Below are 25,920 nucleotides of genomic sequence, written 5' to 3' on the forward strand. Positions count from 1 at the left end.
GTTATGAAAGCATTGCTGGTGCTGGAAGACGGATTTACGCTTGAAGGCAAGTCCTTTACTGGCGAATTTGAAACCGGTGGCGAAGTTATCTTCACTACAGGTATGACTGGATATCAGGAGGTTCTTACCGATCCTTCTTATTATGGGCAGATGGTCTGCATGACCTACCCCCTCATCGGCAATTATGGCACCAGCCGTGAAGATATGGAGTCTGCCGGGGTGCACTGCGCGGCTCTGCTGGTAAAGGAGTGCTGCAAAAAGCCTTCTAACTGGCGTTCCACAATGTCTTTGCCGACGTTTTTACAGCGCTATGAAAAGCCCGGCATGGAAGGAATCGATACCCGGTCTCTGACTTTGCATCTGCGTATCAACGGAGCCATGCGCGGCATCATTTCCACAAAGGAAATGGATCTTCGCGTGTTGCAGGAACGCGCCAAGGCGCTGCCAACCATGAAAGGACGCAATCTCGTGCCTTTTGTGGCTGCCAAAGCTCCCTACACCTGGTACGATAACGCCGTTCAGGAAGCACCAATGGCCGAAGACGGCAGTTACGCATGGCGTAACGCCGGGCTGCCGCTTCTGGTTTATGACTACGGCATCAAGTGGAATATTTTGCGCCGCTTGTGTGAAGCTGGTTTTGAACCTCTGGTTGTGCCGCCAAACTTCAGTGCCGTTCAGGCCAAAGCCAGTGGGGCCAAAGGGGTCTTTCTGTCCAACGGCCCCGGCGACCCGGCCACGCTGACCAATGAAATTGCACTGGTGCGCGAGCTTATTCAGGCTTTTCCTGTTACGGGAATTTGCCTTGGCCATCAGCTCATCGGCCACGCCCTTGGGGGCACCACCGATAAGCTCAAGTTCGGCCACCACGGCTGCAACCATCCGGTCAAGGACCTGACCACGGGCCGCATTGAAATATCTTCGCAGAACCACGGGTTTCATGTGGTTCTGGACGGATTGGAAGATGTAGAAGCTACCCACATTAATCTTAATGACAATACGCTTGAAGGGCTGCGCCACAAAACGCTGCCAGTCATGAGCTTGCAGTATCACCCGGAAGCCGCCGCCGGGCCGCATGACGGAGAATACCTGTTTGCCAGCTTCAGGAAACTGATTGGCGAGGCCACTGGGTCCTGATTCTTCGGAAAAGACTTGATATGCACGTCTTCTTATGGCTAGATTGTGGCAAGCACTGATAGCGATTAGCGCTTTTTATTTTCTGGTATGAGGATATTCCGGCGGTCTAGGCCGCCTTATCTGCAAACAGCAAGGAGCTTCGTGTGAAAAAGTCAGTTTTGAGCCTTGGGCTGGTTTTGGCTCTGGTTCTGGCCTGCGCTCCCGTTCGTGCGGCAGAAGCACCCGCCGTCAGCGATGCGATTCAGAGTAATCCGGTTGAGCAGCTTACAGGCAAAGTATGGCAAAAGACGGCTGAAGCCGATAAGGCAGCCTTTCTTCTTGGAGTCGAATCTGCCATTGCCGTGGAATACTTTGTTAATGCCAAAATAACGGAAAAAGCCGCCAAAACCGGCAAAAAACCCACCTGCACCCTGTCGCCCTTTGAAAAGGGCTGGATGAAGGCTTTCAAGGACGTTAACCGCGCGGACATCGTCAAGATGGTCGACCAGTGGTATGCGGCCAACCCCGACAAGCTTGACCGTCCGGTTTTGGGTGTTATTTGGTATGAACTGATTGCCCCGCGTCTTGCCACGAAGTAGGGCATTAGCCTTTCAATGCGATGACAAGACTTTTCAGGAGAATCATCATGAAAAAAGTTTTGATTATTGGCCTGCTGGCCGTCATGTTCACCAGCGGCATTGGTTGCACGAATATGAATAAAACCCAGCAGGGCGTTGCGAGCGGCGCGGCTCTGGGCGCTCTGGGCGGTGCAGGTATTGCTGCCATTTCTGGCGGCGCTGCTGGCTGGGGTGCTCTTGCCGGTGCCGGCATCGGCGCGCTGGCTGGTGGCATTGTTGGTCACGAGCAAAGCAAGGGCAACAGCTGGTAACCCACCTTTTGCACTTTGTTCAGGATTTGAAAGGGGGCCGGGTTTCCGGCCCCCTTTGCGTGAAGGACATCGAGTGGCGCATAACCACCTGAAATATTTATACTTGAAATAGTTGCTTTACGGCTAGCAAAGCTCGCCTGAGTCTGTTTGCGGCAAGAGTTTAGAATCATTGACTCATTTTATTCGTAACTTGTTCTAGAGCAGACTGACGTTGAAATGCAGTACAATTAAGTTTTTTCAAAGTTAGCATGCTCTAATGAGGGAGGTTCACATGAGTGGCACCCTGCACACCGTATTTTTCAGTCCAACCAGTAGCAGCAAAAAAATTGCCCGTGCCGTCGCATGGCCTTTATCGCAGGCACTTGGCAAAGAACTTTGCGAACACGATTTGACCTTTCCCCAAGGCCGCAACAAATCTCTGCACTGCACCAGCGACGACATTTTTCTTTTTGCTTTCCCCGTATATGCCGGGCGCGTTCCACGTCTGCTCAACAGCTTTTTGGCACAGCTGAGTGGCGGGGGAGCGCGGGCTGTGGTTCTGGCTGTCTATGGCAACCGCCACTACGACGACGCCTTGCTGGAGGCTGTGGATACGATTCAGGAACATCATTGTGACGTAGTTTCCGCAGGAGCCCTTGTGGCGGAGCATAGCCTGACGCCGAAAGTTGGTACGGGCAGGCCAGATAATCAAGATTTGAAAAACGCCGAAGAGTTTGCCCACCACGCGGCGCAAGCTGCTCTTTCGGGCCATGCAGGGCCGGTAACTGTGCCGGGCAAGCGTCCTTACAAGGATCTGCCTCCAGCAATGGATATACGGCCCAAAACATCAGATGCGTGTACGCAGTGTTTGCTCTGCGTGAGCCAGTGCCCCATGCAGATTATCAGTGAAGATAACCCTGCCGTGGTGGGGCAGGGCTGTATTCGCTGCTGTGCTTGCGTCAAGGCATGCCCGGAGCAGGCAAAGTTCTTCGATCAGGAACCTGTGCTGAAGATAATCGGCATGCTGGAAGAAAAATGCCGAGACCGCAGGGAACCGGAATTTTATACGGTTTAGACTGCCCAGATTCTGCAAATCGGAGCGCATTGAAAAAGGGGATATGCTTTTGCATATCCCCTTTTTCAATAGATTATTTTCTGACAGACTGAGAAGTATCAGAGCATTTTAACTTTGAAAAAGTTTATCTGCCCAAATTCTGTACACACAGCGTTGCATGCCGTAAGGGCGCGCGCTGCCAAAATGTGCATTTCTCAGCCGAGTGGCAACGTTGAAATGTAAAGCATCTCAACGTTAGTCTGCTCTAGCAGAGGCTGTGGAGCTGCGCAAGCAGGGGGTCTGGCAAATCAATTGCTCCCTTTGCCTGTACTGTGGCCTCCAACGCTGTTCTCCGGTCACCGGGCAGGCGCACGCCTTCCTGATCGGTAATAAAGTGCAGCAAGGTATCAAGCCGTTCAGTAAAGTGTTCCCCAGCGGTAGCCGCAGGGTCCATTATCAGAAAACTTTGCCCGATGCGCGGCGACGGCCCTTCCGTCGTGAACAATGAGCTTGCCTCCACTGCCAGGGCAGCACCCGGCAAAACAGCTGCCATAATTTCTACCATCAGCGCCAGCGCGTAGCCCTTGGGGCCACCGAAGGGCAGAAGCGCGCCTGCAAAGGCCTTGGCCGGATCGCGAGTGGGCTTGCCTTCAGCATCAACTGCGGCGCCTTCAGGTATGAGTTCTCCCTTTTCAGCTGCCTGCAAAATTTTGCCACGGGCCATTAATCCCATTGATATGTCAATAACCAGGGGCGGCGAGTTTTTTCGGGGGCAGCCCATAGCCATAGGATTGGTGCCAAAGGTTCCCTTGCGGCCTCCATAAGGAGCCAGAGCCGCAGGACTGTTGGCGAAAGCCATCGCCAGAAGACCCTGCTTGGCAAAATCCTCGACAGCAAGCCCCAAGACACCAGCATGGTGCGAATTGTTGATAGCCAGCAAGGCTACGCCATTTTCTTTGGCTGCCTGTGCCGCAACTGGCAGGCTGTCAGCAATGGCTCGAAAGGCAAAACCACAGTGGGCGTCTGTAAGTATGGTCCCCGGCCTTGGGCGCAATATCTTCGGCTCTGCAAAACCGTCAATCTTGCCAGCGAGAGCCTGGGCTGCGTAATAGGGTATACGGGAAAAACCGTGTGAAGGGATGCCTTGCATCTCGGCACGAATCAGGGCTTCAATCGTCACAACGGCGTTTTCATGACTGACCTTGTGCCGCGTAAGAATGCGCTGGCCGAGGTCGCGCGCGTCATTCAGCGAAATGGAACTCATATTTCCACCTTAAAGGTTGGGTAGTTGTCGCCATACCTGGGGGGAAGGCATCACTGCCCCATACGTGTCTGTAACCAACTAGGCAGATAACAGTTTATGCAGTGGACGAAAAGCGGCAAATATACCCCCGCCGTGCCCGCATGATAGGGCAAAATGAAAGGCCGCACCCTGATAGCGCGGCCTTTCATTTTCGATTTGTCCAGTTGGCGCGGCTACAGCGGGGTATCCACAACCTTGTCCATATCCACCAGCTGACCAATATTGCCCGAGGCAAAGCCTGTGAGCAGCAGGTTGGTGAGTTCTCCGTCATACCGGGCGTCTCCGGCAAGATCTTTTGCTGCCGCAAGAGGTTCCTTGGCTTCGCCATATGGCTTGTGGCAGATCATGGCAGAAAAGGAGTCCGCGATGGCGGTGATGCGTCCCACGCGGCTGATCTGATGCGCTTTCAGGTGCTGGGGGTAGCCAGAGCCATCCATGCGTTCGTGGTGCTCATAGCAGGCCCGAACCAGCTCTTCAAAGCTTACATCCATTTTGTGCATAAGCTTGATGCCCACAAGCGGGTGGGGCAACATTTTTTCACGCTCTTCGGGCTTAAGAGGCCCAGACTTATTGAGCAGAAAGGCAGGAACCTTGCTCATGCCAATATCATGCAGCAAAAAGGCCAAAGCCATCCGGTCAAGATCTTTGCGGCGGTATTCACCGCCCACCTGCATCCACATCCAGAGGCCGATCGCCATGCTGTTTATGGCATGGCGCGCGGGCTGGTACTTGCGGAACAGGCGGCGCATGAACGTGTTGACGCGATGTCTGTCTGCCCACAGATATTCTGTAATCACCATAACATCGCGGTACAGCGGGTCAAAGAGCGGCTTGATGGGTTGGCTGTTGAATTCGGTATAGCGAAGGAACAGCGCACGGATGCAGATGTCAGCGATTTCGGCTTCCTTGAGGTTCTTGTCTTGCAAAACAAGATCAAGTTGCTTGACGATGTGGCGCGAATAGATGTGGTGATCTGAGCGGGCCACAAAAAGATCGCCAGCATCGCAAAGCCGGGCCACCTCTTCAACCTGTTCGTTGGTCAGGCGTGTTTCCTTTTTGCAATAAGGAGCCAGCACCATGATGTCATCACGAAAGCTGAAAAGATCCACCGGCGGGCGATACTTAGGAAAGCTGGAAAGAATTTCGCTGCTTATCTGATAGTACTCCTCGTTAATGTTTTGAGGAACTTCTTTTGCAGACCGTGCTTGTTCAGCCATGCCCTACTTCCAATAGATTTTGACAAGGTTGGTGCCTCTGGGGGTGGCGGAAGAACCCTTGACCTGGCCAGCAGTGATAACGGCGCAGTCATCGGGATCAAAGTCGGCGCTGTTGTGGATGAAGTGCTCGGCCCTGACAAGGTGGCTTTCTTCATCTTGCGGACTCGCCACAAAGGCGGGCTTGACGCCCCAAACAAAGTTGAGGGCCTTGACCGTCACGGGATCAGGCGTGAGGGCGTATATCTGCTGCGGAGGCCGCCTGGCGGAAACCTGACGGGCCGAACTGCCGGAAAGGCTGTGGGACACAATGGCTTTGGCCTGGGCCTTGTCTGCCAGCAGGCAGGCCGAATACGCCAGAAACTCGGGAATGCCCTTGTCTGCATCGGGTTCTTCAAGCCTGTGGTTAAGCAAGAGCAGCTTTTCGGCTTCATCAGTGATGCGCCGCATGTAACGCACGGTTTCCACGGGAAAATTACCCATGGCCGTTTCTTCAGAAAGCATTACGCAGTCGGCTCCGTCCAGAACGGCATTGGCCACGTCTGTGGTTTCAGCGCGGGTGGGGGCGGGGCTGTTCACCATTGAAAGCAGCATTTGCGTGGCAACAATAACAGGCTTTGAGGCCTTGTTGCAGGCGCTGATGATGCGCTTTTGCAGAGCGGGCAGCAAGGGCAGGGGGCATTCCACGCCAAGATCGCCGCGCGCCACCATAACCACATCTGTTTCAGCCAGAATTTCAGCCAGATTGTCCACGGCGCTCTGGCGCTCAAGCTTGACTACCACGGGCAGTTTCAGGCCCGCGGCGGCAATGAGTTCCTTGGCTTCGCGCACGTCGTCAGCCGTTTGAACGTAAGAAATGGCTACGGCGTCAACACCAAGCTTAAGGCCGTCGGCAAGGTCTTTTTTGTCCTTGTCAGTCAGGGCGCGCACCTTGGTGGCCTTGCCGGGCAGGGCCAGGCCCTTGCGGGATGTGACAATGCCCGCATTGTCTGCTTCCAGAAGCACACGGCCATCCGGGCGGCGTTCTTTCACGATGAACTGAAGTCCGCCGTCCGCCAGCACCATGCGGTCGCCGGGGTCAAGGCTTTCCAGAATGACTTCGTGGTCAAAAGGCAGGTAGGGCATTTCGTCGGTGCGGTCAGCGCTTGCGCCCAGCAGCAGATGCATGCCTTTGTCTACGTCAATAGTGCCTTCGGGCACCGTTCCGAGACGGATTTTAGGGCCAGAAAGGTCCTGCATGATGGTGATGGGCCTGCCAATGACCTGCTCAACCTCGCGTATATTTTTTATGATGGTTACGAAGTCTGCGGCAGAACCGTGCGAAAAGTTGAGGCGAAAAACACTGACGCCTGCTTCCGCAAGCTCTTGCAGCTTTTCTCTGCTATTGGACGCGGGTCCTATGGTGGCAACAATTTTAGTTCTCATGATGTGTCCTTGTTTGGAGGGCAAGTGGGGCTGGTCCGGCGCATTGGCGCAAGGGAAGAACATTATGGGGCCAGCACATTAAATCATCCTGATTTTACCGTGCATTGTCAAGATATTCGGCCTCGCGCACCGGGAGTGAAGATCCACTAAACTTTTGTGTGAACTGCCATAAGTGAACAGAGACATGGCTCGTGGCGTCCAACCCACAGGCAGGATCAGCAGGGTGGTAAAAACCACTTTTTACCACAGGCTCGCACCCTTATGAAAAAGGGGTTTTCTGATAAGTATTTCGCCGAAAAAATGGCTTCAGGCATAAATATTACACTTTTCTTCCAGTTAGCTTGACACCCCTATTGCCTTGGGGCATAAGTGGGAAAAAGTGGTAATTGTAAGTAATAAAGTGGTAAAAATCGTGCAAAAGCTCTTCACCAAAAGTCTCTCTCGCAGCCTAGACCCCAAGGGTCGTCTTATGCTGCCGCCGGAATACCGGGATGGGCTTTATGCGGAGGGCGGCACGGGCGCTTTTTGGCTTACAGCTTATTATGGCCGCCTTGTGGCCTATCTGCCTGAAGACTGGGAAAAGATCACAGAACAACTGAGCCGTATTCCCATGCCTTCTCCTCGTCTTTCACACTTCAAGACCAAGGTCATGGGGCTCGCGCAGGAAATGCTGCCCGATGCCCAGGGCCGAGTGCGCATTCCGCAAGCCCTCATGCGTGAAGCTGGCCTCCAGAAGGACGTCATGCTTGTGGGCATGCTCAACAAATTCGAAGTCTGGGATCAGACTCGCTTTGACGCTCTGGAGCTTGAGGACGTCTCCGACGAACTCGCTGCCAGCGGCGTGGCAATCAGCCTTTAGGTTTAATCATGATGCAAACCATGCACGAAAATGCAGAACAGGTTCGTCATGTGCCTGTTCTGCCTCTGGAAACGCTGGCCGCGCTGGCTCCGCGTGCCGGGGGGCGCTACCTGGATGGCACCCTTGGCATGGGCGGTCACGCCAGCGCTGTTCTGGCGTCTGCGCCAGATATAGAACTTTGTGGCCTTGACCGTGACGAAGATGCCCTGGAACTCGCAAAGCAGCGTCTGGCGACGTTCGGTGCGAGAACGCACTTGTTTCATTGCCGCTACAGTGGTTTTGCCGATGCTTTGGGCCAGCTTGGCTGGAGCAAGGTAGACGGCGCGTTGCTGGACATTGGCGTTTCATCTCTCCAGCTGGATGAGGCGGGGCGCGGTTTCAGCTTTTATGGCGACGGGCCGCTGGACATGCGGATGGACCAGAGTTCTGGTCAGCCTTCGGCATGGCATTGGGTCAACCGCGAAAGTTTTGACAAACTCAAGGATTGCATCGCCACCCTTGGCGAAGAGCCGCAGGCGGGGCGCATAGCCCGGGCCATTGTGGACGCCAGGCAAAAAGACGCCATAGATACTACGGCCCAGTTGGCTAACCTTGTGGAAAAAGCCTATCCGGCAGCCTGGCGGGCCAAGGCCCGGCGTCATCCGGCCACGCGCACATTTCAGGCTTTGCGCATGGCCGTTAACGATGAACTGGGCGAATTGCAGCGCTTTTTAGATCAAATTCTGGCCTATTTGCCTGTGGGAGGCCGTCTGGCCGTCATCACGTTTCATTCGCTGGAAGACCGTATGGTCAAGCAGGCCATGCGCCATTGGGCTGAAGGCTGCCGCTGTGCGAGACATATTCCGCGTTGCGTATGCGGGCATCAGCCCGAAGTGCGCATTTTACACAAAAAGCCCGTGCAAGCTGGTTCGGACGAGCTGGCTGTCAATCCTCGCGCAAGCAGCGCCAAGCTGCGGGCTGTGGAAAAAATAGCCGAGGCTTCCGGTTCATGAAGCGCAACATTACCGCAAAGCCAGCTGGAGGCAGGGGATGGTTGCTGTTTCTTGTACTTGGTTTGCTGGCCTGCATGGTGATGGGACTGGTGCTTGTGTGGAGCAACATTGAACGCATGGACACCACCTATTTCATCAACATATCGCAGAATACCATGCGTGAACGCCGCGCGTTGCGCGCAAAGCTTGAAGTAGAGCGGGAGCGTCTGCTTTCGCCTTACGAACTGCGCCGCAAGGCCGAGGAATTTTCCATGCGGGAGCCGAAACCCGGCCAGATTCGCCGCATGGAGGCACGCTAGACCCCTGTTGAAAAGAGTGCCCGAAGAAAGCTCGGGCCCCAATGAGGCAAATACAGGTCCGGCAAAACAAGCCGGATTTCACCATACCGGAACAACCCGGAAGCTATTTGGGATAAGCCATGTTCAAATTCAATTCCCGCAAGGGTAATAGGCATACTGATGCCCCCAGAGCTGAAAAAGTGTCCCGTCCCGCCAAGCGCGCACGGGTTAATGCTTCTGAGGGCAAGGTTCGTTTCGCCTGGACAGAAAAATTTGATTGGGGCCGCATCCGCATCAAGATGGTTGTGGTCGTTTTCTGTCTGTTGTGGGCTGGCTTGTGGGGCCGGGCATGGTACCTCCAGATGGTTGAAGGGCCACGTCTGGCTGAACGGGCGCGCCGGCAGCACACGGCTTCCGAACTGGTCACCGGCCGCCGCGGCATGATTTTCGACCGCAATGGGCAAGTGCTGGCACGCAGCATTGAAGCGCGTTCTGTTTACGCGCGGCCACAGGAAATAGAAGACTTTAAGGCTATGGCCAATACGCTTGGCCCTATTTTGGGTATTGAGCCGCAGAAACTTTACGACGATCTTTCGCAAACCAAGCGCCGCTTTGTCTGGATCAAGCGCAAAGTGGACGATTTTACGGCTGAGGCGGTGCACAAAACCAACATTGCCGGTATTGGTCTTTCCAAAGAGTACGACCGTGTGTACCCCTTCAAGCATATGGCTGGTCAGGTGCTTGGGTTTGTTGGAATGGACGACAAAGGCCTTGAGGGCATCGAACGCTCGATGGAAGCCCGCTTGGGCTGCACCCCCACCAGGCAGATCGTGCAGCGTGATGCCATGGGCCGCCGTTTTTATTTGCACGAAGAGGGACAAAGCGAACCCCGCGGCCAGGATCTTACCCTGACCATTGACGTGCAGATGCAGTTTATAGTCGAAGAAGCCGTTGCCCGCGCCGTGAAAGAGTATGATGCCCGCTGGGGTGGAGCCATCGTTGTGGACGTTCCCTCTGGCGAAATTATGGCCTGGGCGCAGTATCCCTTTTTCAATCCCAATACCTACAAGGACGCCAGCCCGCTTGTATACCGGAACCGTATGGCGGCTGACGCGCTGGAACCGGGTTCTACGTTCAAACCCTTTGTTATGGCTGCCGCGCTTCAGGAAAAGAAGATCAACGCTGGCACTGCCATCGACTGCGAAGGTGGACGGTGGGAAACAAAGAACTTCACCATCCGCGACACGTCACGTCAGGGCGTACTGCCCGCCAACAAGGTGCTGCGCTATTCGTCCAACATTGGCATGGCCAAAATCGGGCTCATGATTGGCGTACCTACATTTCATAAGTATTTAAAGGAACTGGGCTTTGGTCAGCGCACAAGCGTGCCGGTGGCCGACAGCCGGGGCATATTGCGCATCCCCCGTGACTGGAGCGAGGTGGACATCATGTCCACGTCTTTCGGGCAGAGTATTTCAGTCACCGGACTGCAAATGGCCCAGGCTTACCTTACGTTGCTGAATAACGGCCAGTACAAGGCCCTTACGCTCACCCGAGAAGAAAATAATGTGGATGAGGTGCACCCGCGCGTCTTTTCCCAGGCCACCGCGCGTGAAGTCATGCGCATGATGCGTGACGTGGTGGAGGAAAGCGACGGTACTGGCAAGCGCGCCCGTATTGAAGGCATCGAGGTAGCTGGCAAGACTGGCACCGCCCAGAAGGCCGACCACCGCGCAGGAACTTACGGCAGCAAGCGTCTGGCTTCGTTTGTAGGCTTTTTTCCCGCAGACAAGCCCAAGTACCTCATTCTTGTGATGGTGGACGAACCCACCCGCAATCAGTACGGCGGCGTTGTGGCGGCACCTGTGTTCAAGGAAATAGCCAGCCGCACTCTCACGTTCTCGGGCATTATGACAAACACCAAGGTTGCCTCGGTTGAAGAAACACCTGCTGCCACGCCCACTTCCGGGCGCAGGCGCGGGCTCAAACTGGCCAGTCTTGATGTGCCCTATGCGGCAGATTCAAAGAAAGACGTTGCGCCATCTCAGGATGACAGCATGCGCCTGCCAGGGCATTTGGCCAAGGCGGGCAGCCGTGTGCCCGATGTTATGGGCAAGTCTGTACGCAACGCGGTTGAGCTCTTCGCGCGGGCTGGCGTAGTGCCGGAACTCAAGGGGTCGGGCAGCCGTGTGGTCAAGCAAACGCCTGCTCCAGGTTCTGTGTGGCCCGAAGAAGACAATAAGGTTGAATATATTCTGTGGCTTTCAGAAAGGTAAAAAGCTGATTTGAAACATTTCAGCATGTTAAAGTTGTAATACACGGCGGCGCTTAAATTGAGCCGCCCGCCGCAATGCGGTGCGGATTTAGCAGAAAGTCGTGTTTTAGGTTAAATGTCAGCCTTGAAATTGCAGTCAATTTCAAAGCGAATTGGTTCAGCAGATATCCGGCGGGCACGGGTGCGCAGTTGTGGAGCTTGTTAGCCGTTGTGCCCGCCGGAGTTCAGGTCGAACCGGGATACTTCCGGCAACTCAAAGAGGTTAGTTATGAATCGGGAATTTGCGGCCCTTTTGGAAGAGTGCGGGCGTGGCGGAATAGAAGTTCGCGCCGATTCGCGTCAGGTTGGCCCTGGCGATGTTTTTGTGGCCGTACCCGGAGTCAAGGAAGATGGGGCCCACTTTATTCCTGCCGCAGTTGAAGCCGGAGCCGGAGTTATAGTCTGTTCATCCAAAGGCGAAGAAGCTGCCGCAGCAGCCAGCGCCGGACGCCGGGTCATATACCATGCCGATCCGCGTGAAGCCCTCTGGCGGCTGGCCCAAGCCCGCTGGCATACAGACACCTTGCCCATCCGCATTGTTGGTGTTACAGGCACCAACGGCAAAACCACCTGCACATACCTGCTTGAACGTCTTTTCGCGCAGGCGGGGCATAAGCTCGGTGTAATGGGAACGGTGAGCTATCGCTGGCCCGGACACAACGAGGCCGCCCCGCTGACAACACCCGACGCCTTGAGCGTGCACTCCATGCTGGCGGCTATGGCCAGAGACGGAGTAGATGTGGCAGTTATGGAAGTATCTTCGCACGCCATAGATCAGCAGCGTGTATGTGGGGTGCCTTTTTCTGGCGCTGCGTTCACGAATCTGACTCAGGATCACCTTGATTATCATCAGGGAATGGAAAACTATTTCCAGGCCAAAGCACGGCTTTTTCTTGAACTGCCCCGCGCTGACAAGGCTATGGCCGTAAACGCTGACGATGCCTGGGGACGCCGCTTGCTTGAGCTGTGCCCCACGGCCCTCTCCTTTGGATTGCAGAAAGGAGCGCCCAACCGGCGGCACCTTTGGGGCGAATTGCTGTCCTCCACGACGGAAGGCTGCCATCTGCGGATGAGCCTTGAGGATATGCGCTGGGAGTTGCGGTCGCCGCTGGTGGGTGCGTTCAACGCTTCCAACCTGCTTGCCGTTCAGGCTGTGGCGCTGGAAATGGGCATCAATCCTGAAGCGTTCAAGGCTCTTGAAAGCTTCACTGGCGTAAGCGGCAGGCTTGAGCGGGTAGATAACGCTCAGGGACTCAATGTTTTTGTAGACTACGCCCATACCCCAGACGCGCTTGAGAATGTGCTCAAGGCTTTGCGCGGGGCCGGGTTCAAGCGCATTGTCACGGTCTTTGGCTGCGGCGGCAACCGCGACCGCACCAAGCGCCCCATCATGGGAGAAGCGGTGGCCCGCTGGTCGGATGTAGCTGTGCTGACTTCTGACAATCCGCGCTTTGAAGAACCGGAAGCCATTCTCAAGGATGTGCTGCCCGGCCTTGCTTCCGCCAAGGAAGTTGTTGTTGAGGTTGATCGCCGCGAGGCCACATCCAAGGCTCTTTCAATGCTTGGCAAGAATGACGCTCTGCTTATTGCCGGCAAAGGGCACGAAGATTATCAGATCATTCAGGGCGTAAAGCACCATTACAGCGATCAGGAAGTGGTGCGGGAGATACTCGGGTGCGCCTGACTGTAAATGAAGCTGCGGCCTGTCTGGGACTGCCGCAATCTGCAGAACCAGCGGCAAACGCTGTTCTGACGTCAGTTGTGACTGACAGTAGGGCCGCTGGGCCGGGGTCCCTCTTTGTCTGCGTTTCGGGATGCAGAGTGGACGGGCACGATTTTGCCGCTGTGGCCGTGGGGCAAGGCGCTGGCGCTGTGCTGGCCTCGTGCCCGCTGCCTCACATTACCGCGCCCGTTTTTGTGGTGCCTGATACCGTCAAAGCCCTGGGTTGTCTGGCTGCCCAATGGCGCAACCATACCCGCGCCCGCGTTGTAGGCGTAACTGGCACGGCAGGGAAAACCACGGTTAAAGAAGCTTTGGCCCAGATACTGTCCCTTGCTGGAAAAACTGCCCGTACCGCCATGAACCATAATAACCAGATCGGCATGCCCCGTGCTCTTCTGAACACAGATGGCGATGAAGACTTCTGGGTCATGGAAGCGGGTATCAGCCAGGAAGGCGATATGGACGATCTGGGGCAGGTGCTGCGCCCGGATCTGGCCCTCGTGCTCAACGCCGGGGCGGGCCATACAGAAGGTCTTGGCGAAAAAGGCGTCGCCTGGCACAAGGCCCGGCTGCTCAGTTACCTTGCCAAGGGCGGCAAGGGGCTGGTTTGCGCTGATTATCCTGATCTGGCGCGCGAGGCGAAAGCCACCGGGGCCGATGTGCGTTTTTTCAGCGTCACCGGACGCGAAGTGGATTTTCGGGCGGTCTACCTTGGCGCTGCTACGCCCCCTGCGGGCGCAGACGCATCCGCCGCTGAGTCGTATGGAAAGTTTCAACTTTGGCTTGAGGGCACTACGCTTGATGTCATAGCCCCCTTCAGGGGAGAATACGGCGCGGAAAACGTGGTGGCCGTGGCTGCTGCAGCCCACATGCTTGGCGTTGACGCCAGCACCATTGCACAGGGGCTTGCCGCCGCCCACATGCCAGCACAGCGTTTTAATCAGGTCCAGTCTGGTTTCTGGTTGATTATTGACGACACATATAATGCCAACCCCCTCTCCATGCGGCGCATGCTTGAAGCCGCCGCCGAACAGGCAGGCCCGCGCCCCTTTGTGGCTGTGCTGGGAGCCATGCTCGAACTGGGCGCACAGGCCGCAGCGGAACACGAAGCCCTGGGACAGCGGCTGGCGAAGCTCAATCCGGCTGCCATTGTGTGGAAAGGCCCGCATGCCGAAGATGTGCGCGCAGGCTTGACCAAGGCTGGTTATACTGGCCCCTGGCAGGCCGTAGATGATGCAGAAGATTTTAAAAAAGCCTGGCATGCCTTGCAGGAAAATGGCCTTGAGGCCAAAGCCCGTGCCAATGGCGGCGTGGTTCTGTTCAAGGGATCGCGCAGCAACAAGCTTGAAACACTCATGACCGCCCTGACCGACAGGCATGAGTCATAGTTTTTTCTCTGGCGGAGCAGCTGTTTTGTCGTTCTTGCAATGGCGGCAAAGCGGTGTAAAGGGGTATCCCATCCGCTGACAGTAACGGTCGCAGTGTGGCCAAACGAACGGATCCGTGTGCATGTTTTATAACTTTCTTTCTCCCCTCGCTTCTGAATGGACATTTTTCAATGTCTTTCGTTACATCACCTTCCGTTCTATGGCTGCGCTTATGACGGCCCTGCTCATTTCCATAATTCTTGGGCCTCGCTTTATCGCGTGGCTGCGCCGCCTGAAATGCGGCCAGTACATTCACGAAGATGTGGCTGCTCACGCATGCAAGGCTGGTACTCCCACTATGGGGGGCCTGCTCATGCTGTTCAGCCTTTCTGTGAGCCTGCTTTTGTGGGCTGACCTCACAAACATCTATATCTGGCAGGCATTTTTTGTTTTTGCCGGTTTTGGGGCCATTGGGCTTTGGGACGACATGACCAAGCTGCGGCACCACAAAAACCGGGGGATTTCGGGCAAAGCCAAAATTGCGGGGCAGCTTGGCATCGCCTGCGTGGCCATGCTGCTGCTTTTTGCCAACCCCGACTACAGCAGCAAACTCACCATTCCCTTCTTCAAGGAAGTGACCTTTGACCTTGGCTGGTTTTACCTGCCGTTTGGTGTTTTTGTTATGGTGGCTGCCTCAAATGCGGTCAATCTTACAGACGGGCTTGATGGGCTTGCCATTGGGCCATCCATTGTCGCCTGCATCGTGTTTTCCATTTTCATCTACATTACAGGCAACGCGCGGTTTGCAGGCTATTTGCTGGTTCCGTACATGCCCGGCGTAGGTGAAGTTACGGTTTTTTGCGCTGCCCTTGTGGGCGCTGGTTTGGGCTTTCTATGGTTCAACGCCTATCCCGCCCAGGTTTTTATGGGCGATGTGGGTTCGCTTTCCATTGGCGGCGTGCTCGGCTATCTGGCTCTGCTTTGCAAGCAGGAACTTGTTCTTGCGGTTGTGGGCGGGCTTTTTGTGGCCGAAACCCTCTCTGTCATTGTACAGGTGGGCTACTTTCGCTGGACAGGCGGTAAACGGTTTTTTCGTATGGCCCCCTTGCATCACCATTTTGAACTCAAGGGCGTGCCTGAATCCAAGATTATTATCCGCTTCTGGATCACGTCAATTCTGTTAGGCCTCATGGCGCTTTCTGTCCTGAAGCTGCGTTGAGGAGAAATACTATGGCACTGGAAAAAATGCGCGGCAGGCGTATAAGCGTTGGCGAAAAGGCCGTAGTCGTCGGTGCTGGGCGGTCGGGCCTTGCTGCCGCAAGACTTTTGAACCGTGAGGGTGCACGGGTGCACCTTCTGGACAGCAACGCCGACGCCTTTTCCAGCCGGCAAGATCTGGCGCGGGAACTGGGGCAGCTCGGTATTGTTATTGAGCTTGGTCCCCACAGCTCCGCGCAGTTTGAAAACGCAGCCTTTGTAGTGCCGAGCCCTGGCATGCCAGTGGCGCGCCTTGCGGGGCTGGTTGACGAAGAAAGAACAGAAATTCTGGCCGAGATGGAACTGGCCTGGCGCTATCTGGACAACGAGCCTGTTCTTGCCATTACGGGCACCAGCGGCAAGACCACAACAGCCTCACTTGCGGCGGCCATGCTGCACGAGCAGGGGTACGCTGTTTTTCTTGGCGGAAACATCGGCACGCCCTTGTCGGAATATGTGCTGTCGGGCCGTAAGGCCGACGTTCTGGTGCTGGAAATTTCGAGTTTTCAGTTGCAGACATGCACCACCTTCTGCCCGCGAGTGGGGATTCTGCTCAATATTACGCCCAATCATCTGGATTATCACAAAGATATGGAGGAATACACGGAAGCCAAATTCCGTTTGTTCCGCTGCCAGGATGAGGGTGATCTGGCCGTACTTGGCGAAAATCTGCGCGATCAGGCAGACAAGCACGGTCTCAAGGCGCGTCAGGTCTATATCAATGCTGCTGACCGTTTTCCCAAGAGCAGCCTCATTGGTTCTCACAACCGCATTAACGAGGAAGCCGCGTGGCAGGCCTGCCGTTTCTTTGGCGTCAGTGAAGAAAACGCGGCAAGGGCTGTGGCCCGGTTTGCCCCGTTGGCGCACCGCCTTGAACGTGTGCGCGAACACAATGGCGTGCTGTATGTAAATGATTCCAAGTGCACCACAGTCTCTTCGCTCAAAGTGGCCCTTGAGGCTTTTGACCGTCCGGTACGCCTTTTATGCGGCGGAAAATTCAAAGGCGGCGATCTGGCTGGTTTGGCGGATCTGCTGAAGAGCAAGGTTTGCGAAGTGGCCCTGTTTGGCGCAAGCCGCGAGTACTTTGAAAAAGCCTGGCAAGGAATCGTGCCAATGACCTGGCACCCGGCTCTGGAACCGGCAATAAAGCATCTGACCGCAGGCGCACACGCTGGCGATGTTATTCTTATGGCCCCAGCCACTTCAAGTTTCGACCTTTACGCCAACTATGAAGAGCGCGGCAAGGATTTCAAGCGCATAGTGGGTAAACTGCTATGAAAAACGTCTTCAAAGCCAGAACAAAGCCCGGCAAGGCACACAGTGCCATGGGACGGGCTACGGAAAAAGGCCCCTTTGCTCCCTTTGACTGGTGGCTGTTCACCATCATGCTTGTTATCTTGTCCATTGGCCTTGTGATGGTGCTTTCTGCCAGCGGCATTGTGGCGGAGCAGGTTAACGGCGACAAATATTATTTCTTCAAACGTCAGGTGCTCTTTGCACTGATGGGCGGCATTGTTTTGTGGGGCGCAGCACTGCTGCCTCGCGAATGGCTTTATAAAATGCAGTATCCGGCACTTTTTGTTGCCTTGCTGCTTTTGCTGGTGACACTTTCGCCGTTGGCTCCCGCCATCAACGGCGCAAAACGCTGGATCCCGCTGGGGCCGATCAACGTTCAGCCGATGGAATTCGTCAAGGTCGCTCTGGCTCTCTATCTGGCGTACTTTATGAGTTCCAAGCAGGATATTATCAAGACGTTCAGCCGGGGCGTCATACCGCCTTTTGCGGTTACAGCGCTCTTCTGTTTTCTGCTGCTTCTGCAACCGGACTTTGGCAGCGCCGTTGTTCTGGCAAGTATTCTGTTTTTCATGTGCGTGGCCGGGGGAACCCGGTTTGTGTACCTTTTTTTCTCCATAGCCCTGGCCTGCGCAGGCGCAATGGCTCTGGCCATTTCATCTCCGTACCGTCTGCGCCGCCTGCTGGCGTTTCTGGATCCTTTTGAGGACGCCCATAACACGGGCTACCAGTTGGTGCAGTCGTTGCTGGCAATCGGGTCCGGCAGTTTCTTCGGCGTTGGCGTTGGCGCAAGCAAACAGAAGATGTTTTATCTGCCAGAAGCGCATAACGACTTTATCATGGCAGTTTTGGCCGAAGAAATGGGTTTTGTGGGCATGAGCGTGGTCATGATTCTCTTTGGCCTGTTGTTCTGGCGCTGCTATAAGATTATACAGGGACAACGCAATCTGCGTGACCGTTTCACGGCGTTTGGAATCACAACCATTCTTGCTATGGGCTCGGTCATGAATCTCGCCGTGGTTATGGGGGTAGCGCCGCCAAAGGGCGTGCCCATGCCTCTTATGAGCTACGGCGGTAGTAACCTGATGGCTACCATGCTTTGCGTGGGTCTGCTTATGAACTTTTCACGAACGGCGGACACATGGACATCAACATCCTCCTGACCACGGGCGGCACTGGCGGTCATATTTTTCCGGCCCTGGCCGTAGCCGAAGAAGTGCGTCGGCGGCATCCGCAGGCCAAGCTGCTTTTCGTGGGTTCGCTGTATGGACCGGAAGCGCGTCTTGTCCGTCTGGCGGGCATTCCTTTTGAAGGTCTGCCTGTGCGCGGGTTTCTCGGGCGCGGCCTGAAAGCCGTTGAAGCTGGTTTTCGCATGACCTGGTCAGTGGGAAAAGCGATCGGCATTGTTCGGCGGTTCAAGCCGGATGTTGTGGCGGGTTTTGGCAGTTATGCGGCCTTTGCTCCCATGCTTGCTGGGCGGCTGCTGGGCGTGCCGACCATGCTGCACGAACAGAATGCCATTGCCGGGGCCAGCAATCGCGTGCTGGCAAAGCTGGCGCGGCGTATCTGCCTTTCACTGCCTGATACGGAAGGATTTGACCCCGCCAAGTGCGTGCTTACGGGTAATCCCGTGCGCGCAGGGGTGAATGAGGCAGGGCGTTTGCCGCGAGCCCGCGGTGCCCGCCGTCTTCTTGTTATGGGCGGTTCGCAGGGAGCCCACGCGCTCAATTCTTTTATTGTGGAACGTCTGGCCTCGCTGCGTGCAGCCGGGGTGGATATTCGCCACCAGACCGGAAGCGCCGACGAAAATTCAGTACGCACGGCCTATGCGGCGGCAGGTTTTGATCCTTCATGCGTGTCTGCCTTTATTGACGATATGGCGGCAGCCTACGCCTGGGCCGATGTGGCCCTGTGCCGTTCAGGAGCAACAACCGTGGCCGAATTATGCGCCGCGGGCCTGCCCTCTGTTCTTGTACCATTTCCGTACGCGGTACACGACCATCAAACCCGCAATGCCGAAGTGCTGGCACGCAGCGGGGCAGCCATTCTTGTGCCGGAATCGCGCATGGTTACTGATGGTCTGGAGCACACCCTTATTCAGTTGCTCAACGAAAACGGCGAACGCACGCGCATGTCTGCGGCGGCACTGGCTTCTGCCAGGCCGGATGCTGCGGCGCGTGTTACTTCAGTTCTGGAAGAAATTGCCCGTTCCTGATAAAGGTTTGAGAGCGATTATCTGCGAGGGACTTTTGTCTTTGAATTATCTAGACTTTCTTTAAAGGTAGAGCATGAACAGTAAAATTCGGCATATTCATATGGTGGGCATAGGTGGCGCGGGCATGAGCGGTATTGCCGAGGTGCTGCTTAACCTCAAGTATGAAATTTCCGGTTCAGATATGAGCGATTCTGCTGTGGTGCGTCATCTGCGTAGCCTGGGCGCTCATATTGCCGTTGGGCATGCTGCGGAAAACGTTGGTGATGTGCAGGTTCTGGTTAAATCTACAGCCATCAGTGACGATAATCCAGAACTGGTGGAAGCCCGCAAACGCAATATCGCCATTATTCCCCGTGCTGAAATGCTCGCAGAGCTTATGCGTTTGCGGCAGGGCATCGCCATTGCAGGCACTCACGGTAAAACCACCACCACGTCGTTGACGGCCTCCATTTTTGATACGGCAGGGCTTGATCCCACGGTCATCATTGGCGGGCGCCTCAATGTTTATGGCACCAATGCGCATCTTGGCCACGGTGAATACCTTATCGCCGAAGCCGACGAATCAGACGGTTCTTTTCTCTGCCTGTTGCCCATTATCAATGTGGTCACCAATGTGGATGAAGATCATTTGGACCACTACAAGAATCGGGAAGCCATCGATAGCGCCTTTGTGCAGTTCATGAACAATGTGCCCTTCTATGGATTGAACATCGTGTGCGGCGACGATCCCGGCGTGCTGGCGCTGTTGCCCAAGGTCAAGCGCCCGGTGCTGACATATGGGTTTGCCGAAGACAATGCCCTCCGGGCAATGCCTCTGGAAAGCGGGCGCATCAATCGCTTTGAGGTGTGGCTGCGCGGTGAAAAACTGGGCGACGTCAGCCTGCCACAGCCGGGTCGGCACAATATTCTCAACGCCCTTGCATCCATTGGCGCGGCTATGGAAGTAGGCATTTCTTTTGAAAAGTGTGCCGAAGGTCTGGCCGGGTTTAAGGGAGTGGGGCGGCGATTCGAATTCAAGGGCGAAAAGCAGGGCGTCACTGTGGTGGATGACTACGGGCATCACCCGGCTGAAATTGCTGCTACCCTTGCCACAGCCCGGCAGGTTTTTGCGGGCAGACGTATTGTGGCGGCTTTTCAGCCCCATCGGTTCAGCCGCACTGAAACCCACTTTGGTGAGTTCTGCAAAGTTTTTGACGCGGTTGACCAGGTGCTGCTGACAGAAATTTACGCCGCCTCCGAAAAACCCATTCCTGGTGTTTCGGGCCAAAGTCTGGCTCAGGGAATACGTCAGGTTTCTGATACACCTGTGGAGTATTTTCAGACACTGGACGAGCTTATGCTGGCCTTGCCTCAAATACTGCGTGATGGCGACGTTCTGCTTACGCTCGGGGCTGGCAGCATAACGCGTCTTGGCCCTGCCTGGCTGGAAGGACGCGACCATGCGTGAGATCGCTTCGCCACAGTTGGCCCAGCGCACTACGTTGCGTTTGGGCGGTACAGCTATAGCAGAGCTGATTCTGGAAAATGCGGAAGATGTCGCCCGTCTGTCCAGGCGCTTGCGCGCCCTTGGCGGGGAGCCAGTTGTCATTGGGGCTGGCAGCAACATTCTGGCTCAGGACGGCGATTTGCCTCTGGTGCTGGTGCGCCCTGACTTTGTGCAGGGGCCAGAAGTTGTTGGCGAAGAAGACGGAAAGGTTCTGGTGCGTGTTGGCGCTGCGGTTCCCTTGCCCAGACTGTTGCGGTTTTGTGTTGAACAAGGGCTTTCTGGCCTTGAAGGATTGACAGGCATACCGGGAACAGTTGGCGGCGCCGTAGCTATGAATGCAGGGTCATTTGGCGTTGAAACATGCACAAAAATTAATAATATTCACATAGCTAGCAAAGGTGAAATCCAAGTAATAGCAGCGGAAGCACTGCAGTATTCGTACCGCAATCTGCACATTGGCGATAAAAAGAATGATTTTATCGTCTTGGAAGCCACATTTGGCTTGACCAGAGCTGCAAGGGATGGCATCAGTAATTGCATGCGTCACAACTTTTTTGAGAAAAAGTCTAAACAACCTGTGACGGCCTGGAGCGCTGGTTGCGTATTCAAAAATCCCTCACTGGAAATGCCTGCCGGTAGACTTCTGGATCAGGCTGGATTCAAAGGTAAAAAATTGGGTGGCATGGCCTTTTCAACCGTGCACGCCAACTTCATGATAAATGAGGGCAGGGGCAGCGCTAAGGCGGCTCTGGCTCTTATGCAAGAGGCCAAAGAGGCTGTGCGGGAAAGGTTCGGCATTGAGCTGGAACCGGAAGTCAGGATAGTCCCATGCCTCTTGCCCTGAAAAAAAATGCCCGCAAGACCCGCAACTCTTATACAAGAGCGAGCGTATCTAGCAAGAAGGGGCAAAAAGCCTCAAAACTGCGAATGCCTGCTTTTCTGGCTTCTGGCTTTGGCAGGATTAGAGGGCTGAGCGGCCTGAAAAGTCTTGCAGCCGTAGCTGTTTTACTGATGGGCTTGGGGTTGATACTTGCCGGAGTGTGTTACACCTCTCTCTGGCTATACAACAAGGCTATCACCAGTGACTTCTTCATCACTCGGCACGTGGATGTGGCGGGTAACGTGCGCCTCTCCCGTGACATGGTTTTGCAGTACGGCGATCTCAAAGAGGGCGATAACAGCCTGGCTGTGAGCATTGCCAAGGTTGAGCGTAACCTCAGACAAACCCCCTGGGTTGAAGAGGTTTCAGTCAAACGCCTTCTGCCTGACCGGTTTGTGATAAAATTGAAAGAGCGTATGCCCTCATTCTGGGTACACAGGGAAGGAACCCTGTATTACGCCAATGAGCGCGGAGTTGCCATCGCGCCGGTGGAAAGCAAGAATTTTCTGTCGCTTCCCACCCTGCGGGTAGAGGCGGGGGCTGAAGACGCCATCCCCTTTCTTGCACGGCTTATGAAAGATATTCAAAGCGGGGTGCTGCCTGTTGAGGCCGGAGCTATAGCCTCCATCACCCTGAGCCCAGGGCGGGGTATTGAAATATACCTTGAAGACAGGGAAATGCGCCTCTCCATCGCGACTGATGACTGGGAGGGCAACCTGGCCCGGTTGGGAGTAACCCTGGGCGATCTGGCGCGAAGGCACGAACTGCGCAATGTGCGCGAGGTGCGGGCCGTGAATGGAAACGTATGGGTTTTGCTTAATCAAGCCGTGCAAAACTGACATGGCATGAACTTGCAGAGCGTGAAGAACAGGCGTCTTAGGAGAATGGCATGAATAAGTCCGAGCTCATCGTTGGTCTCGACATCGGCACCACAAAGATTTGCGCTGTGGTGGGTGAACTTACTGAGTCGGGCCTGGTTGATGTGGTGGGCATCGGCACCAGTGTTTCCACTGGCTTGCGTAAGGGCGTAGTGGTCAACATCGAACAGACCGTACAGTCCATTCGCAAGGCTGTTGAAGATGCGGAACTGATGGCTGGTTGCGAAATCCATTCAGTTTACGTTGGTATCGCGGGCAGCCATATCATGGGTATCAACAGCCACGGCGTTATTGCCGTCAAAGGCGGCGAAGTGGCCCAGCGCGATATCGAGCGCGCCCTTGACGCCGCAAGAGCTGTGGCTATTCCTGCTGACCGCGAGGTCATCCACATACTGCCGCAGGAATACATTGTCGATAATCAGCGCGGCATTGCCGATCCCCTAGGCATGGCTGGCGTGCGGCTTGAAGTGAAGGTGCACATCGTCACCGGAGCCGTGTCTTCAGCGCAAAATATCGTGCGCTCCTGCCATCGCAGCCAGCTTGAAGTGTCGGATATCGCTCTTGAATCGCTGGCTTCAGCCAAAGCTGTACTCACCGAAGAAGAACGCGAAATCGGCGTGGCTCTTGTAGACCTTGGCGGCGGCACCACTGATATCGCCGTTTTTGCCAATGACGCCATCAAGCACACCGCCGTTCTTGCCCTGGGCGGCCAGAATCTTTCCAACGATATTGCCTTTGGCCTGCGCACCCCCATTGCCTCAGCTGAAAAAATCAAGCTCAAGTACGGCTGCGCGCTGGCTGATCTGGTGCGTCATGACGAATTTATTGAAGTACCCAGCGTTGGTGGCCGCGAACCGCGCCGTCTTTCGCGTCAGGTGCTTGCTGAAATCTGCGAACCGCGCATGGAAGAAATTCTTTTCCTTGTAGATCAAACACTTGTACGCTCCGGCTACAAGGATATGATCGGCGCGGGCGTGGTGCTCACTGGCGGAACCGCCCTTATGGAAGGCTGCCAGGAACTGGGTGAGCAGATCTTTAACCTGCCCACACGCATCGGGTACCCGCGCAATGTGGGCGGCCTCAAGGATGTGGTCAACAGCCCCAAGTTTTCAACGGCTGTGGGCCTGCTGCGTTATGGGGCAGAAAAAGAACTTTCCGGACAAAAGAAGTTTACCACCAGAAGCGAGAGCGGCGTCTTTGATGGCGTGCTGGCTCGCATGAAAAAGTGGTTTGCTGATATTTCATAAACAGAACAACCTCAAGCGGGCACTTTGGGGATAGTTTAAACAGGAGAGGAACTATGTCACAGTCTATTGTCGATGATATCGACACCTCGTTGTCAAGTAACGCCAAGATCAAAGTTATCGGTGTAGGCGGTGGCGGTGGCAACGCGGTTCAGAATATGATTACCTCTGGCCTGCGCGGCGTGCAGTTTGTTTGCGCCAATACCGATGTGCAGGCTCTGGCCAAAAACGGCGCATCTGTAAAAGTGCAGATGGGCGAAAAGCTTACCAAGGGCCTTGGCGCTGGCGCTAACCCCTCGGTAGGCCGTGAAGCAGCCGTGGAAAGCGTCAACGCTATTCGCGAAGCCATTGGCGATGCGGACATGGTTTTTGTTACGGCTGGCATGGGCGGCGGCACTGGTACTGGCGCGGCCCCTGTGGTGGCGCAGGCTGCAAAGGAAATGGGTGCGCTGACCGTTGGCGTTGTGACCAAGCCTTTCAGCTTTGAAGGCGCAAAGCGCAAGCGCGCTGCCGAAGCTGGCCTTGAAGAGTTCAAGCAGCATGTGGACTGCCTTATCACCATTCCCAATGACCGCCTGCTTGCTTTTGCTCCCAAAAAGGCCCCCTTTTCGGAAATGCTGCAAAAGGCCAACGATATTTTGTACTACGCGGTCAAGGGTATTTCTGACGTGATCGTGGGCGACGGCCTTATCAATCTTGACTTCGCCGACGTGCGCACCACCATGGCCGAAGCTGGCCTAGCCCTTATGGGGACCGGCATAGCCTCTGGTGAGAGCCGCGCGCGCGAAGCTGCCCAGCGCGCCATTATGAGCCCGCTGCTTGAAGACGTTTCTTTGGAAAGCGCCAAGGCCGTTCTTTACAACATCACTGCGCCTGACGACATCACCGCTGAAGAAATCGCTGAAATTGGCGACATCATTGGCGACGCAACTCCTGAAGATGCCAACATCATCTTTGGTGTTGTTTTTGATGATAATATTGGTGATGAAATTCGCCTGACCGTTATCGCCACTGGTATTGAAGCTCCTCAGGCTATCCAGAGCGTGCAGCCCCAGGCTCCTGCCACTGTGACCAACTTCCGCAAACCCGGTCCGGATGCCGTTATGGCTGAACCGCGCCGCATGGGCCGTGTGGTCCCGCAGGGTGGCATGATGCAGGGCAATATGGACGACCACGAAATGGGCGAAAGCCGCCTGCCCCGCGCCTCGCGCCGCTCGGAAGTGGAGCGCTGGTATGACGAAAACAGCAATCGTCCTCCCTATCTGACCAAGCGTGAAACCCTGAACCAGGGGCGTCATCGTACGCATAACCCCGGCCAGGAAGATTTCACCTATGACGAGGATGATTTCGAAATTCCTACGTTCATTCGCACACAGGCCGACTAGGCTAGGCCTGCCAAGCTTACAATATTTTCAGGGCTTGCCTCTTCGGCCCTGAAATGCCCGCCGGGAGGCCCATTGGGGGCCTCCCAGTGTGGGGCGTTACGCTCCGCTGCTGTCCGTGAATTGTAAAGATTCACGGTTTTTTTGTTAGCTGCTGACTTTGGTCTATTCCCTTGTTCTGTTTAGCTTACTGCCCACCATAAAATGGCCTTTGACGGAGCCTGTTTCATTGGCTATTCTTGGCGTATGGAAAAAGAAAATTCGCCGATCGGCATTCGCCCTTGCATCAAGTGTGGCAAGCTTTCTACAACAATCGAAACTTCTCGCCCACTTGGTCGCACGCGTGATCTTTATCGAGTTGTTTGTGAATGTGGCAATGGCCCGTTACGTTGGTCTCTTAGCGTGTCTGCGGCTATCCGCCTCTGGAATTCACACGACGCCTCTTAGCTGCTAACAGTCTTTTTAAGATTACCAATCGTCTAGAGCAGATTAGCTTTGAAGTGCCGCGCATTTCTTAAAATGCTCTAACGCGTTCGCAGTTTGAGGTGATACCCGATGCCCGCTCCTGTAACATGAGCGGGCTTTTTGCTGTGGATTGGCAGAGTGTTTAACCACAAGCAGCAAGCGGGTGGCGGCAGAAGTTGACGCGCAACTGGCATTCTGCTTTTGCTTGGCTCGATGGCTCGATGGCTCGATGGCTCGATGGCTCGATGGCTCGATGGCTCGATGGCTCGATGGCTCGATGGCTCGATGGCTCGATGGCTCGATGGCTCGA

At 55.3% G+C, this 25,920-nt stretch carries 22 protein-coding genes; 19 read left to right on the plus strand and 3 right to left on the minus strand.

Translation table 11 applies throughout. The features are described 5' to 3' along the window. The first annotated feature begins 3 nt into the window (after positions 1 to 3). From carA to HNQ38_RS04545, 4 genes are all read left to right on the plus strand, one after another. Complete coding sequence (gene carA, locus HNQ38_RS04530) at positions 4 to 1,134, plus strand: glutamine-hydrolyzing carbamoyl-phosphate synthase small subunit (protein WP_183718213.1); 1,131 nt, start codon at positions 4 to 6, stop codon at positions 1,132 to 1,134. Between the two features lie 143 nt (positions 1,135 to 1,277). Continuing rightward, positions 1,278 to 1,712, plus strand: coding sequence for a hypothetical protein (locus tag HNQ38_RS04535; protein WP_183718214.1), 435 nt, complete (start codon positions 1,278 to 1,280; stop codon positions 1,710 to 1,712). Between the two features lie 47 nt (positions 1,713 to 1,759). Then, positions 1,760 to 2,002, plus strand: coding sequence for a glycine zipper domain-containing protein (locus HNQ38_RS04540; RefSeq protein WP_183718215.1), 243 nt, complete (start codon positions 1,760 to 1,762; stop codon positions 2,000 to 2,002). A 271-nt stretch (positions 2,003 to 2,273) separates the two neighbouring features. Next, the gene (locus tag HNQ38_RS04545; RefSeq protein WP_183718216.1) at positions 2,274 to 3,056 is read left to right on the plus strand and encodes a 4Fe-4S ferredoxin; all 783 of its coding nucleotides are present in this window, start codon (positions 2,274 to 2,276) and stop codon (positions 3,054 to 3,056) included. Between the two features lie 244 nt (positions 3,057 to 3,300). Here HNQ38_RS04545 and HNQ38_RS04550 read toward each other — a convergent pair whose 3' ends face one another. From HNQ38_RS04550 to pyk, 3 genes are all read right to left on the minus strand, one after another. Further along, positions 3,301 to 4,299, minus strand: coding sequence for an Ldh family oxidoreductase (locus HNQ38_RS04550; RefSeq protein WP_183718217.1), 999 nt, complete (start codon positions 4,297 to 4,299; stop codon positions 3,301 to 3,303). Positions 4,300 to 4,511: 212 nt separating this feature from the next. After that, positions 4,512 to 5,555, minus strand: a complete 1,044-nt coding sequence (locus HNQ38_RS04555) for an HD-GYP domain-containing protein (RefSeq protein ID WP_183718218.1) — start codon at positions 5,553 to 5,555, stop codon at positions 4,512 to 4,514. 3 nt (positions 5,556 to 5,558) lie between these two features. Then, positions 5,559 to 6,977: a pyruvate kinase gene (pyk, locus tag HNQ38_RS04560; RefSeq protein ID WP_183718219.1), complete on the minus strand. Its 1,419-nt coding sequence runs from the start codon at positions 6,975 to 6,977 to the stop codon at positions 5,559 to 5,561. A 412-nt stretch (positions 6,978 to 7,389) separates the two neighbouring features. Between pyk and HNQ38_RS04565 the strand changes: the two genes are divergently transcribed. The 15 genes from HNQ38_RS04565 (at position 7,390) to ftsZ (ending at position 25,148) form a co-directional block, all read left to right on the plus strand. Further along, positions 7,390 to 7,836 (plus strand): division/cell wall cluster transcriptional repressor MraZ, encoded by a 447-nt coding sequence (locus HNQ38_RS04565; RefSeq protein WP_183718220.1) that lies wholly within the window; start codon positions 7,390 to 7,392, stop codon positions 7,834 to 7,836. Positions 7,837 to 7,844: 8 nt separating this feature from the next. Beyond that, positions 7,845 to 8,828 (plus strand): 16S rRNA (cytosine(1402)-N(4))-methyltransferase RsmH, encoded by a 984-nt coding sequence (gene rsmH / locus HNQ38_RS04570; RefSeq protein WP_183718221.1) that lies wholly within the window; start codon positions 7,845 to 7,847, stop codon positions 8,826 to 8,828. Then, positions 8,825 to 9,127 (plus strand): hypothetical protein, encoded by a 303-nt coding sequence (locus HNQ38_RS04575; RefSeq protein ID WP_183718222.1) that lies wholly within the window; start codon positions 8,825 to 8,827, stop codon positions 9,125 to 9,127. Before rsmH ends, HNQ38_RS04575 begins: the two co-directional genes overlap by 4 nt. Positions 9,128 to 9,246: 119 nt before the next feature. Beyond that, on the plus strand, positions 9,247 to 11,382 hold the full coding sequence (locus HNQ38_RS04580) for a penicillin-binding transpeptidase domain-containing protein (RefSeq protein WP_183718223.1): 2,136 nt from the start codon (positions 9,247 to 9,249) through the stop codon (positions 11,380 to 11,382). Between the two features lie 267 nt (positions 11,383 to 11,649). Continuing rightward, the gene (locus HNQ38_RS04585) at positions 11,650 to 13,104 is read left to right on the plus strand and encodes a UDP-N-acetylmuramoyl-L-alanyl-D-glutamate--2,6-diaminopimelate ligase (RefSeq protein WP_183718224.1); all 1,455 of its coding nucleotides are present in this window, start codon (positions 11,650 to 11,652) and stop codon (positions 13,102 to 13,104) included. Beyond that, entirely contained in the window at positions 13,095 to 14,531 is a 1,437-nt protein-coding gene (locus tag HNQ38_RS04590) for a UDP-N-acetylmuramoyl-tripeptide--D-alanyl-D-alanine ligase (protein ID WP_183718225.1), read from the plus strand. The genes HNQ38_RS04585 and HNQ38_RS04590 overlap by 10 nt, the downstream gene beginning before the upstream one ends. 121 nt (positions 14,532 to 14,652) lie before the next feature. Then, positions 14,653 to 15,729 (plus strand): phospho-N-acetylmuramoyl-pentapeptide-transferase, encoded by a 1,077-nt coding sequence (gene mraY, locus HNQ38_RS04595; RefSeq protein ID WP_183718226.1) that lies wholly within the window; start codon positions 14,653 to 14,655, stop codon positions 15,727 to 15,729. A gap of 11 nt (positions 15,730 to 15,740) precedes the next feature. Beyond that, entirely contained in the window at positions 15,741 to 17,045 is a 1,305-nt protein-coding gene (gene murD, locus HNQ38_RS04600) for a UDP-N-acetylmuramoyl-L-alanine--D-glutamate ligase (protein WP_183718227.1), read from the plus strand. Continuing rightward, positions 17,042 to 18,223, plus strand: a complete 1,182-nt coding sequence (gene ftsW, locus HNQ38_RS04605) for a putative lipid II flippase FtsW (RefSeq protein ID WP_183718228.1) — start codon at positions 17,042 to 17,044, stop codon at positions 18,221 to 18,223. The genes murD and ftsW overlap by 4 nt, the downstream gene beginning before the upstream one ends. Further along, complete coding sequence (gene murG, locus HNQ38_RS04610) at positions 18,202 to 19,275, plus strand: undecaprenyldiphospho-muramoylpentapeptide beta-N-acetylglucosaminyltransferase (protein WP_183718229.1); 1,074 nt, start codon at positions 18,202 to 18,204, stop codon at positions 19,273 to 19,275. Before ftsW ends, murG begins: the two co-directional genes overlap by 22 nt. Positions 19,276 to 19,348: 73 nt before the next feature. Further along, positions 19,349 to 20,722 carry a UDP-N-acetylmuramate--L-alanine ligase gene (gene murC / locus HNQ38_RS04615; protein WP_183718230.1) on the plus strand — a complete coding sequence of 458 codons (1,374 nt, stop codon included), beginning with the start codon at positions 19,349 to 19,351 and terminating at the stop codon, positions 20,720 to 20,722. Beyond that, positions 20,715 to 21,605 (plus strand): UDP-N-acetylmuramate dehydrogenase, encoded by an 891-nt coding sequence (gene murB, locus HNQ38_RS04620; protein WP_183718231.1) that lies wholly within the window; start codon positions 20,715 to 20,717, stop codon positions 21,603 to 21,605. The genes murC and murB overlap by 8 nt, the downstream gene beginning before the upstream one ends. Then, a complete protein-coding gene (locus tag HNQ38_RS04625; protein WP_183718232.1) occupies positions 21,590 to 22,480 on the plus strand; it encodes a cell division protein FtsQ/DivIB in 891 nt (296 codons plus the stop codon). The genes murB and HNQ38_RS04625 overlap by 16 nt, the downstream gene beginning before the upstream one ends. 50 nt (positions 22,481 to 22,530) lie before the next feature. Further along, on the plus strand, positions 22,531 to 23,766 hold the full coding sequence (gene ftsA, locus HNQ38_RS04630) for a cell division protein FtsA (protein ID WP_183718233.1): 1,236 nt from the start codon (positions 22,531 to 22,533) through the stop codon (positions 23,764 to 23,766). Positions 23,767 to 23,819: 53 nt separating this feature from the next. Then, the gene (gene ftsZ, locus HNQ38_RS04635; protein WP_183718234.1) at positions 23,820 to 25,148 is read left to right on the plus strand and encodes a cell division protein FtsZ; all 1,329 of its coding nucleotides are present in this window, start codon (positions 23,820 to 23,822) and stop codon (positions 25,146 to 25,148) included. Positions 25,149 to 25,920 lie beyond the last annotated feature (772 nt).

Source organism: Desulfovibrio intestinalis (genome assembly GCF_014202345.1).
GTDB lineage: Bacteria > Desulfobacterota > Desulfovibrionia > Desulfovibrionales > Desulfovibrionaceae > Desulfovibrio > Desulfovibrio intestinalis.